Origin of the sequence: Vreelandella zhanjiangensis DSM 21076 (assembly GCF_000377665.1) — a bacterium.
Taxonomy (GTDB): domain Bacteria; phylum Pseudomonadota; class Gammaproteobacteria; order Pseudomonadales; family Halomonadaceae; genus Vreelandella; species Vreelandella zhanjiangensis.
Map to the genome: position 1 here is coordinate 49,599 of NZ_KB898653.1, position 14,645 is coordinate 64,243.

A 14,645-nucleotide genomic window follows, 5' to 3' on the forward strand; every position below is an offset into this window, starting at 1 on the left:
TTAGGCGTATCGTGTATCGCCCTATCCTCACCCATCCCCAAGACGCATTAAAGTGATCATTTCTTGAGTGTGCATGAACGACTTTAATGCAGAGTAGCCACTTGATATTGCTAGTGGTTAACAATTTATTGCTGGGTACGCTTGTTTAAACGGTGGGTAATATCGCCCTCGATTTTTTGAAATGCTGCCAACCTTCTAGCGCAAGTACCATCACGGCTAACCAAATTGCGATATACGTTGGCCACTCGTGAGGAACAATCACCTCGCCTAAAAGCAGCGCCACGCCCAACAGCAGTATGGGTTCAACATAAACCAAAAGGCCAAACAGGCTCAGATTGAGCAGCGGAGCAGAAAGCGCCTGAAAACCCAGAGCGAGCGCACTGAGCAAACCCAGCCCAGCTACCAACCCCATCGCTTCGATACTGAATGCAAGCGTCTCCGCTATGTGGCCGCCATCAAGAATAAAGTAAACACATACCGGCAGGCTGAGCAGCATATCCCACCAGAGCCCGCCAATATGATTGGTATCGGTTTTACGCCTAAGCCAGAAGTAGCCTGGATAGCCTAAACACACCGCTAGGGTAGTCCAGGCCAGCGTTTGTGATATGACTAACTGATTAGCGATGCCCGCCACCGCCAGCAAACAAGCAATCTTCTGAAAGCCTGACAGCCGGTCGCCGAACGCGACACGTCCAATAATCACCATGGCAATCGGCATCATGAAGTAGCCCAGCGATACCCCGAGGCCGTGGCCATTACCCGGTGCCCACATGAATAGCCAGAGCTGAACGCCCAGCATGAACGCTGACGCCAGCCGGGTGGCCCAGAAGTAGCGCTCTGTGAGCAGGCGCTGGCCGATAATCGCTACCTGTGCCCCATAGCCCCGCCACAGGATAAACAGGCTTAGGCAGGGAAAAGTCAGCAGGATGCGCCAGCCGTAGATCGCTTCTCCCTCCATGGTCGGAAGCAGGGCGGTATAGGCAAACAGTAAAGCAAACAGGGCCGAGGCGATCACGTTCAGCGTGACGCCAGCCGTCGTCGTGGAATCCATGCGCATGAGCTGGTCCGGTCGCGAAATTCAGCGCTATTTTATTGCAGCATGCTTGATAAAGGCGCTTGTATTACCTACCGTCGGCGAGAAATTTTCTCACCGGGCGACCCTGATGACGCTGGATAACTTTGACCGCACCCTGCTTGAGCTTTTACAAAAGGATTGCCAGACGCCGCTTCGCGAGCTGGCCGAAAGGGTTAACCTGTCAACGGCTTCGGTACAGCGGCGCATACAGAAGCTCAAGAGCGGCGGCTTCATTCAGGCAAACGTGGCGGTACTCGACCCGGACCGCCTGGGCCAGGTAATCACCCTGCTGGTGGAAGTGCAGGCGGATAAAACCCACGCCGCCGACCTGACATTGCTCAAGGCCCAGTTTTCCGGGCCTGAAATTCAGCAGTGCTATTACGTGACCGGTGAAGCGGACTTCATGCTGGTGTTGCTGGTGCCCAGCATGAGCCGGTTTCAGGCACTCTGCGACACGCTGTTTCACAACAACCCCAACGTCAAATGGTTTAAAACCACCGTGGTGCTGGACCGGGTCAAAACTACGCTGGAAGTTATATAACCCTAGCTACTCCTCGACCCACCACTGTGCTTCATAGCGGCTTTCATCCCCAAGGTGGGGAGTAAGCTGGGCCATTGCTGCCTCCAGGCGCTCATCCAGCCCCCAGGGCGGGTTAATCACCAGCATACCGCTGCCGTACATACCATGGGTCCGTTCGCCCAGCTCACGCAGTAAAAGCTCGCTACGCCATATCTTACGCACGCCGCTCGTCTTCAGCGCGTCTAGCAGTACGTGATGGTGACCCGCTGGCAGCAGCGGATACCAGACTAGCACTACGCCATGGCGCGCCTTTTCAAACGTATAAGCGATGGTATCGGCTACTTCCTGATACTCCGCTTTACGCTCAAAACTTGGGTCAATCAACACGCAAAGTCGTGGTGTGGCTACCGGTAGCATGGTGCTTAACCCATCAAGCCCATCGCCATAAATGCGTCGCGCCTGGGTGGCCAGCTCTTGGGAAGCCAAGTGCTGGTGCTCGCCGGGATGCAGCTCAAAAAGGCGCAGCTGATCCTGAGTGCGTAACGACTGACCAAACCACCAGGGCGATCCCGGATAGTGGGTAAGCTCGCTAGGCGTTGGCTGTGCGCCCGATAATACATTCATCCAATCCGTTAACAGAGGGTCAGTTAGCTGATCGCGCTTCTGCCATAAAGGCCAAATGCCCTCGCGGTACTCTTGGAGACGCTGTGTCTCTTTAGTGGCAAGTGGATAAAGTCCACGCCCCGCGTGAGTATCTACATATGTAATGGCTGTTTTTTTACGTAATAAATAATTATTAACGCTGTAAAGTGTTAGATGCTTGTGTACATCGGCAAAGTTACCGGCATGATAAGCGTGTTGATAAGACAGCATGGTCGCTCGACATTAAGTGAACAAAAAAGCCCGCTATGGGAGCATAGCGGGCTTTGAAGGACAATGCGCGGGTTACACGGATCGCTTATCTTTGGCCGTTGCCCGTTGGCGTCAAGGTAATTTCTACCCGACGGTTTTGCGCCCGGCCCTGGTCGGTATTGTTGCTGGCAACGGGCTGATTAGCACCGTATCCCATAGTATTAAGACGTGAAGATGAAACGCCATTTTGACTCAGGTAATTGCCAACGGCTTGAGCACGACGCTCAGACAGACGCTGGTTGTAACTGGCGTCGCCCGTGCTGTCGGTGTGCCCGGCAATGTTTATGCGGGTATCAGTGTATTGAGCAACCACGTTCGCGACTTCATTAAGTGCGCTGCGCGCATCGCTGGTCAGGTCAGAAGAATCAAAACCGAACGTAACGCTGCTGGGCATATTCAGCACGATATCGTCGCCACGGCGGTCGATCTCGATGCGCGAACCCTGCAGATTCTGACGCAACTGCTGCTCCTGGCGGTCCATGTAAGCACCTACACCCGCGCCCGCAGCGGCACCAACGGCTGCACCAATCAAGGCACGGTCGCGGCGGCTGGTGCTGCCATCGCCAGAAAGGGCGCCCGCTGCTGCGCCTACTGCGGCGCCAATCCCGGTACCGATACCAGTAGAAGAACGTTGTGTCTGGCCACCGTAAGGATCAGACGTTGCACAGCCCGCCACTAGAATTGCGGCAGCCAATGGGGTCAGTAGTCGAGAAATACGCATCGCTCACTCCTTGTTTGTCTTTGCGCTTAAGTCATTCGTCGCTGATACACTCCAGCAACTCATTCAAGAATAATAGACCTTGAGGCGATGCACGCAGCTTTTCAGGCATTTCCATCAAAAGTCCTTTTTTGTGGGCCGTTTGTAAACGTGTCAGGAGCACCGCATCGACCTGCCCGGTATGCCGTGACCAGGTTTGCATGCTAACGCCTTCGGTTAAACGTAGTGCATTCATGGCGAATTCCAGCGGCAGCTCGTCAATGGTAATCGGCTGTTTGCCCGCTAAAAAGCCCCGCGGATCGCTAGCCCGCCGTAAGTAAGCTTCGGGCTGACGCGTTTTCCAGCGCCGCTCAATATGCCACTGCCCATCGGCATCGATAGTTGTCAGCTTGCCGTGGGCACCAGCGCCAATGCCCAGGTAATCACCAAACTGCCAATAGTTGAGATTATGTCTGCTCTGCCTTCCAGGCTGGGAATAGGCTGAAATTTCGTAGCGCGCAAAACCTGCCTGCTCCAACCGCTGGTGGCCTAGCTCCTGAATATCCCAGAGTGCTTCTTCTTCAGGCAGCACGGGGGGCTGTGAATGAAACGCCGTATTGGGTTCAAGCGTGAGCTGGTACCAGGAAAGGTGGTCGGGCGACAGGGCTAGCGCCTGATCAATATCCGCGAGTGCCAAGGAAGGCGTCTGGCCGGGCAATCCATGCATTAAATCGATATTGATATTATCAAAGCCCGCCGCGCGCGCCTGCCCTACCGCGCTGATAGCTTCTTCGCCACCATGAATACGCCCCAGCGCCTTGAGCTGGGCCGGCTGAAAGCTTTGCGTACCCAGCGAGAGGCGATTAATACCTGCCTCACGATAGCCAATAAAGCGCGTCTGCTCAGTGGTGCCGGGATTCGCCTCCATGGTGATCTCAATACCCGGCGCAAATGCCAGACGCGCGCGTATTTCACTGAAAAGACGTTCATAAAACGCAGGTGACATAAGGCTTGGCGTACCGCCACCGATAAAAATGGTGTGGATCTGGCGTTCAGCAGCTAACGCTAAATCACCATCCAGATCGCTCAGTAGCGCTTTCAAATAATCGGCTTCAGGTAACTCACCGTTAGGCTCATGAGAGTTGAAATCGCAATACGGACACTTACGCACACACCAGGGTGTATGGATATAGAGCGATAACGGTGGCAGTGGATTAGCCATGCGCCACCTTAAGCATATCGACCAACCCCTGGAGTGCCCGACCACGATGACTCAAGCGGTTTTTCATTTCGCTGGGTAACTCAGCCACACTCATTGCCTGATCAGGTAGCCAGAATAATGGGTCATAGCCAAAGCCGCCTTCACCGCGGGGGTGGGCAAGCAATTCACCTTCCCAGCTACGCTGAACAATCACCGGCACCGGGTCCAGCGGATGACGCAAGTACACCAACACGCACCAATAGCGCCCCGTACGCTGGCCCTCAGCATAGTCACTTAATGCCGCTAAGAGCTTTTCATTATTGCGCTGGTCGCTTTTGGGCTCACCGGCATAGCGTGCGGAATAAATTCCCGGCTCGCCGGAAAGGGCATCCACTTCTAAACCGGAATCATCGGCAAGCGCTGGAAAACCGCTAATACGACTCGCTTCGCGGGCTTTCAGCAGTGCATTTTCGACAAATGTCAGTCCCGTTTCTTCAACATCGTGTACGCCAAAGTCTGCTTGAGGGCGTACATCAAATCCTAAAGGGGAAAGTAACTCATTGAACTCTCTTAGCTTTCCTGCATTACCGCTGGCTAGGACAAGGGTATTTACCGTGGACATTACTTTTCTCCAAACGTCAGTCGTTCAGTGTACGCCTAACAAATTAGTTGTATGCCTAACAAAATGTTACCAAATGTACATGACGTTTTAATTAGTAGATTTAAAAAACATTAATAAAAGGTACGTACTAACAATAACTTATTAAAAATACTTTATTTTTTGTCGAGGTCAGCAGCGACAATTACAAAAATAACCTAGTAACAAAACTTTACGTATTCACACTTATAGGCAACACTGACTTCGTCGTCAGCTCACTCCTTCTTACCAGAGGCCCTATCATGAAAAAGGAACAGTCCCTCGATTCGGTATATATCCTTACTGAGCAAAGTCCTCAATCCCAACTATTTGCTGAATATCTAAATAAGCATACCGGCTATCAAGTAAGCATTTACTCGCGCCATTCATCACTGCCTGCGGCTAAATCAGAAAAACTTCTGCTTCTTATTGATTGTGATCACATCAGTATTGATGCACTGCCCGAATGGCAGGATCAGCTACCAGAGGCATTATCAAAAGCAACGCTTGCCGCGTTTAATATCCGCAATATGAATCATGCCTTAGAGGCGCTGTCCTGTGCCCATTTAACAGGCGTTTTTTATCGCGAACAGAGTTTGGATATTATTTGTAAGGGTGTCCATGCCTTATTAGATGGCGAGCTTTGGATGTCGCGCGAATTAATGGCTCGGCTGATCCTTTTTTATCGCAAATCACAAAACAATGCGTTTAGACCTACCTGCGGATTAACGAACCGGGAAATTGAAATTATTTCATTGTTAAAAGCCGGTTCTTCCAATCAACAAATTGCTGAGCGCTTATTTGTTAGCGAGCATACGGTTAAGTCACACCTTTATAATATATTTCGCAAGATAAATGTGCATAACCGTATACAGGCTTTGAACTGGATTCATCAAAATCTCGGCCCTATTCTTCCGGCTATCGATAAACCCCGTGGGCTAAAAAACTAATAATACCACTGGAGTGAGGTTATATCGTGATGCCATTACTTCGTTATTTAACTCCACACTGTGTGCTTTCGCTATTCCTGTTATCACCATTAATGGCCAGTGAGACGCAAACACCGGTTGATGCATCGCGTTTAAGCGCACAAAGCGAACAAGAGGAAATTGATTCCATTAACCAACTATCGAGCCCCGATGGTCCTGAAATAGAAAGTGTTAGAAGTGCCAGCAGTGAACTGACCGGGGTAATGGTAGACCGCACTATTACCATGGCGGGCAAGACGTTTTATCGAGCGTTTAGCCAGCGTGCCATGGATAACCTGATTATTGGCAATGCCACCATCACGATACAAGAACGTCCCGATGCTCGCTGGGGCAGCCAAATATGGGTGATGGATGGGAACCGTATGTATTTTCGCACACAGCTTTCACCACGGATTAGTGAAGCAGATCGCGCCGCAGGAGAAGCGGTACAAATCGTCGAAGAAGCGCTACTACGCCAACAAATAGCCTCAGCGCTAACCTCCGACAAAGACTTGGGAAAAGAGGAGATACGTTAATGACTGCTATAAAAAGAAACGTTCGACGTAATTTGCTGACCCTAGTGGCAGGTTCACTGATAGCCACTACGGCATCCGCCGGTGAGTTGATTTACCAACCGCTCAACCCCTCTTTTGGCGGTGACCCGTTTATGGGGACCTATTTACTGGGCAAAGCACAAGCCCAGGATACCAATAGAGATCCTGACTCAAGAGGAATTGAATCAATTTCCTCTACCGAGCGGCTTATTCAAAGCCTGGAAAGCCGGCTTATTTCCCAGCTTATTTCGGATGTTGGCGCAGGTAATGTAGGCGAAGGTTCTTTTGATAGCGGTGATTTCAGCGTAGTTGTGCGTGACGAAGGCGGACAACTAGTTGTGCGGGTCATCGATAAGGTAACCGGCGATGTTACCAATATCAGCGTCGGTGGCTTGTTTAATCCCTAATAACAGCGCCAGTCGCTTAGTAAAAAAACGAACAAGGCTAAAAAGCCTCACCAACCTTTTTGATGCGGTCAGGGGAACACCCATGAAATTCATTGCTTCACTTATTATGCTCGCATTACTTAGCGGCTGTGCAGGTATGGTCGCAACCTCAGAAAACCTGGAAGGCGCTCAGGCGACGCTTACGCCCCGCGGGGCGACTTATCAGGATCTTGTGTCATTGCCACCACCTTCCGGAAAGATTTTTGTATCGGTGTATGACTTTAGAGATCAAACCGGTCAATACCGACCCGCGCCTGCCAGCACGTTCTCAACAGCGGTTACTCAAGGTGCCGCGGCAATGTTAACCGGTGCGCTGGCCGACTCAGGCTGGTTTATTCCCCTTGAACGGGTAGGGTTGCAGAATCTGCTCACGGAGCGACGCATTATCCGTGCAGAGTTTGAGCGCTTTGGCCAACCTGATACGCTTCCTTCACTACGCGCGGCCTCGGTAATGTTGGAAGGCGGTATTATTGCCTATGAATCCAACGTGCGTACCGGAGGGGCTGGTGCTGAGTATTTTGGTATTGGCGCATCAGGGCAGTACCAGGTTGACCAAGTGACGGTTAACTTGCGTGCCGTTGAGATATCCACAGGCGAAGTACTGGCTAACGTTACTACAACAAAAACTATTTACTCCAAAGAAGTAAGAGCAGGCGTCTATCGATTTATTGATTTCCGACGCTTATTGGAAGCCGAAGTAGGCATCACCACCAATGAACCTGTCCAAATGGCGGTTATGTCGGCCATTGAATCCGCGGTTATTCACTTAGTGGCCCGTGGTGTTGAAAACAATCTTTGGAACCTTTCCAACGGCGTTAACTTCCAGGATACTATTTTATCCGAATATTTAAGCGCGCCGACCCCAATGCTATAAACAGCATCTCGATTTATAAATATTACGCCCTATAACGCAGTTTTTTAAAACATCAAGCGGCTATGCCTTAGGCATAGCCGCTTTTTTATTATTAAGTATAAATTGCCATTTAATAAGTATGAGCAGGCTCATCAATAAGGCGTATAAAAACATTAAAAAATGCGCCATCAAAATAACAAAACTACTGATAGCGTAAAACTTTAAATAGTCCAAACTCAACCCATGAAATAAAATTCACATTAGCATTTGAGAGTAAAAAATATGAAACGTAAATCAGCAGACGTTCAAAACTTACCGGTGCTACTCAAAAAACAATTAATGAACACTTTGCTATTAACGGCAGCACTCGTATCTTTTACTGGAAATGCTAATGCGGACGCAAATCGTATTGAACAGTACTTTAACCAAGTTGATACACAGGCCTATCAAGGTAACTACAGCGTTATTTCGCAGATAGGTAACAATAACCGAGCTGACGTTAAACAATCTTATTCCGCCGCTTATCAATCCGGTAACTTCTCAAATATCGCTCAACGCGGTAATGGGAATACTGCCTCAATTACGCAGGCTGGCGGTAAGAACTATGGCGTTATTCTTCAAGCCGGTAATCATCATATTGCAAATATCAATCAGTCTGGAAGTCAGCAAGAACTGGCAACGTATGTTTCTCAGACTGGATTAAGAAGCGATATACAAGTTTCACAATCGGGGAGTGGCTATCGCAACATAGGCATAGAGCAACAAGCATTCTCTGGCTATACACGACCAGTCACCGTCGAAACCTACTGAGCAATACTTCTTTTGTCTCAGTAACAACCAAAGCAAGCATAAAAGGATGGGGAAACACTAATGAAAACACAAATGACCGCTATCGCCGCCGCCGTTACTTTCGCTATGAGCACTGCTGCTTTTGCACAGTCTGCAGGTAGCGAATCAACGATCCTTCAGGATGGTTATAAAAACACCAACAACATCACTCAGTGGGGCTCGCAAACATCGCGTGTTTATCAAGAAGGCGGCTTTAACTCCACCACCGTATCACAGGATGACGTTGCAGGTGTTGCCACTACACGGCCTGGCTATAACAACTCAGCTATTGATCAGATCGGTGAAGGCAACTCAGCGGGCGTTACTCAGTTAGGCGCCTGGAACGACTCAACCGTCTATCAAGAAGGTGTTAACAACGCAGCCGCCGTCGACCAAGACGGTTCGAGAAACCTTTCTGTTACAACGCAGGTTGGTTATGGCAATGATGTCAGCGTGACCCAGGATGGCCGGTCTAACGATAGCTATGCCTACCAGCAAGGCTATAACAATACCGCGGCTGTTGACCAAGAAGGTTTTGAAAACCGTTCTGTAGCAACACAAACAGGTCGTTTCAATAACATCGACGTGGCTCAGGATGGCTGGTCTAACAATAGCTATGCCTATCAGCAAGGTGACAACAATACCGCGACCGTTAGTCAGGAAGGCTTCGCCAACAAATCCGTCGTTGAAGAAATTGGCGGCTTCAATAACGCAACCATTACTCAGATTGGCAGCAAGAACGATAGCTACGCTCACCTGAATGGTTACCATAACGTGGCTAACGTTAGCCAAAACGGTAACTCGCTGGAAAGCACCATTCTAGCCAGCGGCAACCACAATACCCATAACGTTACTCAGTCTGGCTATGCGCACGACTCCTATATCAATACTGTCGGCAACTATAACGACCATACCGTTGCCCAAAGCGGCGGTTTCTGGGGTGGCCAGCACACTTCCAGCATCGTGACCTACGGCAACGGCAACGTTAATACCGTAAGCCAAGGCCAATAAGCCATACGGCCTAGCTTCATCAAACCGCCCCATTCGGGGCGGTTTTTTTATACCTTCTATTTAGACAATCAACGAACGCCCACGGTTAACGTCCCACCTGCGCCTTGGGTGGATGAGCGCGAGCGGTTGCTGCCTTTCTGAATATCCACTTCCAGGCGCTGATGATCGCTTAACAGTTTAACGGTGCCCTCAAGCGCCGATCCGGTAAACGTATATTCAGTGGGTACCGTGCCACGCTCTTCGATATGCTCGATGGTTTGGCCGTTCTGGTTAATACGCCAGTGAGCAGAAAATATAGCACCTGGCGTGCCTTCCATCGTGATGTGGATATTATCCATTTCCTGCTCCTCGAAAGCGTGAGTACTCAAAGGCAAGCCGATGGCAAGTGCGGCGATCAAAGCCATCGGAATGGGCGTCATTATTGGCATGGTGGCGACCTCGCTAACCACAAAAGCCGCTCGGTATGAGCGGCTTTTGAAGTTTAGCAGGCGTTACGTTCTGTTACATTATGCTAAAGGCTTTTTCCGCCGCATTCAGCGTGAACTGAATATCTTCTGGCGTATGGGCACTCGACATAAATCCGGCTTCAAACGCGGAAGGGGCTAGATACACGCCGTGATCCAGCATTGCGCCGAAGAAACGGCGGAAGGCTTCAGGGTCGCAGGCGGTTGCCTGGGCAAAGTTATCCACTCGGCTTTGTGAGGTGAAAAAAATGCCGAACATCCCACCGGCCGACTGCGTCATCATGGGTACGCCAGCCGCGTTGGCACGCTCCTGCAAACCGTTGCACAGCGTCTCCACTCGCTGAGTGAGCGCATCATGAAAGCCGGGTACCTGAAGCTTGGTCAGAAGCGCAACCCCTGCCGCCATGGCTAGTGGGTTACCTGACAGTGTACCCGCCTGGTAGACCGGTCCCATCGGCGAGATGTTTTGCATGATGTCGCGCTTGCCGCCAAAGGCGCCTACCGGCATACCGCCACCCACGATTTTACCCAGGCAGGTTAAATCAGGAACAATTGAGTAATGTGCCTGCGCGCCACCCAAGGCAACTCGAAACCCGGTCATCACTTCGTCAAAAATCAGGATGCTGCCGTGCTCGTTACACACCCGACGCAGGGTTTCCAGAAAGCCCGGCTGGGGGGGAATACAGTTCATGTTGCCGGCGACAGGCTCAACGATGATGCAGGCAATCTGATCCCCGATTTCTGCAAAGCACTCTTCAACGCCTTCAATATCGTTATAAGACAGCGTAATGGTATGTTCGGCAAGCGACGCCGGAACGCCTGGCGAACTGGGTTCACCGTGGGTAAGCGCGCCTGAACCGGCTTTCACCAGCAGCGAATCTGAATGGCCGTGATAATTGCCTTCAAACTTGACGATTTTATCGCGCCCGGTAGTGCCTCGCGCCAGCCGAATGGCTGACATCGTCGCCTCGGTGCCGGAACTCGTCATACGCACCATTTCCATGGAGGGGATCATCTCGCAGATCAGATCCGCCATGGTGGTTTCAACCGCCGTGGGGGTACCAAACGAAAGACCGTTATCCAGGCGGGCGCGTACGGCAGCCAAAACGTCCTGATCAGCGTGACCGGTAATCATTGGCCCCCAGGAACCCACATAATCCACGTAGCGATTACCTTCCACATCAAACAGGTAGGCGCCTTGAGCGCGCTCCATAAACACCGGCGGACGATGCAGGCCTTTAAAAGCACGCACCGGTGAATTTACGCCACCTGGAATATGGCGGCTAGCAAGCTCAAATAGTTCAGCAGATGTGGTCATGACGTCCTCAATATTCGTGGCTTTGCGCTAATGAGATCAAAAGCGAACCGGTCGTGGCAAGCGGTTAGGCAAACACTGGCCACTGGGTGGCTGGTACCCATGAGACAAGCTCTCCCAGGTAAAGTGCTGGGCCTGCTCACAGGCGGTTGGTAAGCGCTCACCTACCGCTAAGCGTGCCGCAATCGCCGATGCCAACGTGCAGCCTGAGCCGTGAAACTGCTCGGGTAAACGCGGCCACTGCCATTGACGTGTGGTATCGGGTGAATGCAGCGTATGTACCACCTGCTGCTCATTGCCTGGAATAGGCTCGTCGGTCGCGGTAACTAATACTGCCTGGCAGCCTTGTGATAAAAGCGCGACGGCGCGCGCCGTATCATCCAATGGGTCAGTAATCTCTGGGACTAGCTGCGCCAGCTCGTAACGATTGGGCGTTAAGATATCCACAAGCGGTAGCAAGCGCTCACTATAGAGCTTTATCAACTGGGGTGTGGATAACTCAGTTCCACCCCCCGCTTTAAGCACCGGGTCGGCGACCACCGGAATACCGGGAAAACGGCGAATAATCTGCTCAGCCGCTCTCAATGTCGCTTCATCCGCCAATAAGCCTAGCTTAATGGCGGCTATTTGCATGCCGCTTAACGCTTCCGCCATGTGCCGCATCAAGACAGGGTCGGTCGGTACAACGTGAGTAACGTTGTGACAGTTCTGTACCGTCAAGGCAGTCGGGATAGTAACGGCCCAACCGCCACAGGCGGCAATGGTTTCACTGTCCGCCACCAAGCCTGCGCCCCCCGTGGGATCATGGCCTGCCAACACTAAAACAACCGGTGAAAGAGGCTGGCGCATCAAAAGGGTTTCACAACGGCGAGCAAAATAATCACGACGAGTGCAATCACTGGCGCTTCATTAAACCAGCGAAAGAACGTGTGGCTTTTCGTGCAACGATCCTGGGCGAACTGCTTTAAATAAATCAGGCAGACATGGTGATAAGCAATCAACAGCACAATAAACGTAAGCTTGACGTGCATCCATCCCTGGCTTAACCAGCCAGGCACCAAGTAAAGCATCCACCCGCCAAAAATCAGTACCAGTATCATCGAAGGCGTCATGATGCCGCGATACAGCTTGCGCTCCATGGTCTTGAAATACGCCATGGATTGCTCATCACCTTTATCGCGTGCCATTGCGTGATAGACATAAAGCCGCGGTAAATAAAATAGCGCGGCAAACCAGGTCACCATGGCCATCAAGTGCAAGGCCTTTACCCATAGGTACATTGTCTCTCCTTATACAGGTGGATCATTATCTTTCGGGTCGGCGTAGTAATAGTAACGCTCTATGGCGCCGCGGGTGATGATACCTGAAATCCGTTGCTGCTTTGGTCGATAACCATGCACAACATAAAGTGCTCCCAAGGCATCATCCTGGAGTTTTAAAAACGCCTCAGAAAGCGTCGCCTGCAGGCCAATTGGCGCAAGCTCCAGGCGCTGACCAGGAATTTCCAGCAAATCTACCAGCTCATCATCAGGTGGCGCTTTCCCGTCTAACGCTTCATCGTGCTCCAGCAGCCAGCGCGCCAGCGTTGCGGCTTTCAGGGCAAGCACGGTTTTTTCGTCACTTGAGCGCTCAATGATAAGCCAGACAGGATTGTTTTCCAGAAGCTTTCGCGCCTGGTCGGGCGTTATCATACGTTCTGTGCGCACCAGGCTGCGCTCCATCACTGCCGGTACCGATACGCGTGACAGCGCCTGCATCAGCGGCTGTTGCAGTGGGTGTAATCCATAACGCACGGCGCTGATAAAAAAGCCTTCGCAGCCAGTAAGCTGGCGCGACGTCAAGCAGGCAACGACAACCACCAGCATGCCCGGAAGTATAATATTGGAAGTATGGGTAAGCTCTAGCAGGGCCATTAGCGCTGCCAGCGGCGCCTGCAAAACGGCCCCCATCATAGCGGCCATGCCTAACATGGCGTAAATGCCCGGGTCCGCCGCTTTGTCGGGCCAGAGAAATCCTCCCAGCATGCCGCCTAAAGCACCGGTCGCGGCACCTATCACCAGCGTAGGCCCAATAATCCCGATGGGTACCCCGCCTGCAACAGTGAGCGCCGTAATCAATAGCTTGGCAATTATGAGCGCTATCAGTACATTGATTTCCAACTGATTATTCAGGGCAGCAGCCACGCTGTCATAGCCGATTCCCTGAATTTGCGGAAACCACCACGCCACTATCGCGGTCGACACTCCAACGGCGCCCAGACGAAGCCATAAAGGCAACGCTTGTAAGCGCTGATGACGCGAAATATGAATAAACAGCCCGGCCAGCAGGCCCACGACCAGCCCGAGGATGATCACCCAAGGCAAATTCATCAGCGAACCTAGCGCCATTTCAGGGATACGGAAAGCCGGTTCATTGCCGTAGACCACCTGAGCGACCAGTGCGCCCATGGTGGAGGCTAGAATCACCGGCATAAAGCTCATCAAGGTGTATTCCATCATCACCACTTCCATGGCAAAGATGACGCCGGCAACTGGCGTATTGAATGAGGCAGAGATTCCCGCGGCGGTACCACAGGCGACCAGTACACGCAGGCTGTTATTGGGTAAGCGAAGCTTGACCCCTAACCCGCTTGAAGCCGCTGCCCCCAGATGAATGGCCGGGCCCTCCCGGCCTGCAGAAAGCCCACCCAGAACCGATACCACGCCCACCCACCACTGGTTTAACCAGTTGCGAAGTGGAAAACGCCCCTGATGGTACGAAAGGCGTTCAATAACGTGGCCTACTCCCATTTTCTGGGCGGTAGCTTTTTGTCGGTAAAGCAGCACGCCAATCAAGCTGACTGCCACAAGCGGCAGCAGGGAACGTAACCAGGGGGGCAGCCCCTCGAACGCTTCTGGATTACCTCCCGGCATATAAAGTACGGCGCCCGCTTCAAGCAACAGCCGAAAGGCAACCATCACGGCGCCCGTAATCACCCCGGATGCTAACCCCAGTACGCACAGCTGTGGCAACGCATCGACATTGGCCAACTGGCGGCGAAAACTCTCTAGGGTAAAATCAGACCGGGAAAAACGCGCCACGACGACCTTCCTTTGCTCTTGTGTTGTAGTCCTCTTGTGTATCATAGCCGGATACACTTCGACAGCCTGCAGCAATCTGTTTAG

The 14,645-nt window shown here is 51.7% G+C and carries 17 protein-coding genes; 7 read left to right on the forward strand and 10 right to left on the reverse strand.

Translation table 11 applies throughout. The features are described 5' to 3' along the window. Positions 1–145 precede the first annotated feature (145 nt). Positions 146–1,057, reverse strand: a complete 912-nt coding sequence (gene rarD / locus D467_RS0115270) for an EamA family transporter RarD (protein ID WP_018918402.1) — start codon at positions 1,055–1,057, stop codon at positions 146–148. Between rarD and D467_RS0115275 the strand changes: the two genes are divergently transcribed. Next, a complete protein-coding gene (locus tag D467_RS0115275; RefSeq protein WP_018918403.1) occupies positions 1,056–1,616 on the forward strand; it encodes an Lrp/AsnC family transcriptional regulator in 561 nt (186 codons plus the stop codon). The two genes, rarD and D467_RS0115275, sit on opposite strands and share 2 nt — an antisense overlap. 6 nt (positions 1,617–1,622) lie before the next feature. On the opposite strand, the gene D467_RS0115280 is transcribed toward D467_RS0115275, so the two are convergent. The 4 genes from D467_RS0115280 to rdgB form a co-directional block, all read right to left on the reverse strand. After that, complete coding sequence (locus tag D467_RS0115280; RefSeq protein WP_018918404.1) at positions 1,623–2,468, reverse strand: 23S rRNA (adenine(2030)-N(6))-methyltransferase RlmJ; 846 nt, start codon at positions 2,466–2,468, stop codon at positions 1,623–1,625. Between the two features lie 85 nt (positions 2,469–2,553). Further along, a complete protein-coding gene (locus D467_RS0115285; protein ID WP_018918405.1) occupies positions 2,554–3,228 on the reverse strand; it encodes a YiaD family glycine zipper/OmpA-like lipoprotein in 675 nt (224 codons plus the stop codon). A 31-nt stretch (positions 3,229–3,259) separates the two neighbouring features. Continuing rightward, entirely contained in the window at positions 3,260–4,426 is a 1,167-nt protein-coding gene (gene hemW / locus D467_RS0115290; protein WP_018918406.1) for a radical SAM family heme chaperone HemW, read from the reverse strand. After that, positions 4,419–5,027 carry an RdgB/HAM1 family non-canonical purine NTP pyrophosphatase gene (gene rdgB / locus D467_RS0115295; RefSeq protein ID WP_018918407.1) on the reverse strand — a complete coding sequence of 203 codons (609 nt, stop codon included), beginning with the start codon at positions 5,025–5,027 and terminating at the stop codon, positions 4,419–4,421. The genes hemW and rdgB overlap by 8 nt, the downstream gene beginning before the upstream one ends. 278 nt (positions 5,028–5,305) lie before the next feature. On the opposite strand from rdgB, the gene D467_RS0115300 reads away from it, so the two are divergent. The 6 genes from D467_RS0115300 to D467_RS0115330 all read left to right on the forward strand — a co-directional run bounded on the left by D467_RS0115300 (position 5,306) and on the right by D467_RS0115330 (position 9,702). Beyond that, entirely contained in the window at positions 5,306–5,992 is a 687-nt protein-coding gene (locus tag D467_RS0115300; RefSeq protein WP_018918408.1) for a response regulator transcription factor, read from the forward strand. 29 nt (positions 5,993–6,021) lie between these two features. Beyond that, positions 6,022–6,546 (forward strand): CsgE family curli-type amyloid fiber assembly protein, encoded by a 525-nt coding sequence (locus tag D467_RS0115305; RefSeq protein WP_018918409.1) that lies wholly within the window; start codon positions 6,022–6,024, stop codon positions 6,544–6,546. After that, entirely contained in the window at positions 6,546–6,971 is a 426-nt protein-coding gene (locus tag D467_RS0115310; protein WP_018918410.1) for a curli assembly protein CsgF, read from the forward strand. The genes D467_RS0115305 and D467_RS0115310 overlap by 1 nt, the downstream gene beginning before the upstream one ends. Before the next feature lie 82 nt (positions 6,972–7,053). Next, complete coding sequence (locus tag D467_RS0115315; protein WP_018918411.1) at positions 7,054–7,884, forward strand: CsgG/HfaB family protein; 831 nt, start codon at positions 7,054–7,056, stop codon at positions 7,882–7,884. A gap of 261 nt (positions 7,885–8,145) precedes the next feature. After that, positions 8,146–8,673 carry a hypothetical protein gene (locus D467_RS0115325; protein ID WP_018918413.1) on the forward strand — a complete coding sequence of 176 codons (528 nt, stop codon included), beginning with the start codon at positions 8,146–8,148 and terminating at the stop codon, positions 8,671–8,673. 60 nt (positions 8,674–8,733) lie between these two features. Next, positions 8,734–9,702: a Minor curlin subunit gene (locus D467_RS0115330; RefSeq protein WP_026285797.1), complete on the forward strand. Its 969-nt coding sequence runs from the start codon at positions 8,734–8,736 to the stop codon at positions 9,700–9,702. 68 nt (positions 9,703–9,770) lie between these two features. Here the strand turns inward: D467_RS0115330 and D467_RS0115335 are convergent, their stop codons facing one another. From D467_RS0115335 to D467_RS0115355, 5 genes are all read right to left on the reverse strand, one after another. Then, positions 9,771–10,130, reverse strand: a complete 360-nt coding sequence (locus D467_RS0115335; protein WP_244147840.1) for a hypothetical protein — start codon at positions 10,128–10,130, stop codon at positions 9,771–9,773. Positions 10,131–10,203: 73 nt separating this feature from the next. Next, complete coding sequence (gene hemL, locus D467_RS0115340; RefSeq protein WP_018918416.1) at positions 10,204–11,484, reverse strand: glutamate-1-semialdehyde 2,1-aminomutase; 1,281 nt, start codon at positions 11,482–11,484, stop codon at positions 10,204–10,206. Between the two features lie 36 nt (positions 11,485–11,520). Then, positions 11,521–12,330, reverse strand: a complete 810-nt coding sequence (thiD, locus tag D467_RS0115345) for a bifunctional hydroxymethylpyrimidine kinase/phosphomethylpyrimidine kinase (RefSeq protein ID WP_018918417.1) — start codon at positions 12,328–12,330, stop codon at positions 11,521–11,523. Next, positions 12,330–12,761 (reverse strand): protoporphyrinogen oxidase HemJ, encoded by a 432-nt coding sequence (hemJ, locus tag D467_RS0115350; RefSeq protein ID WP_018918418.1) that lies wholly within the window; start codon positions 12,759–12,761, stop codon positions 12,330–12,332. Before hemJ ends, thiD begins: the two co-directional genes overlap by 1 nt. Before the next feature lie 9 nt (positions 12,762–12,770). Beyond that, positions 12,771–14,561 (reverse strand): chloride channel protein, encoded by a 1,791-nt coding sequence (locus D467_RS0115355; RefSeq protein ID WP_018918419.1) that lies wholly within the window; start codon positions 14,559–14,561, stop codon positions 12,771–12,773. Positions 14,562–14,645 lie beyond the last annotated feature (84 nt).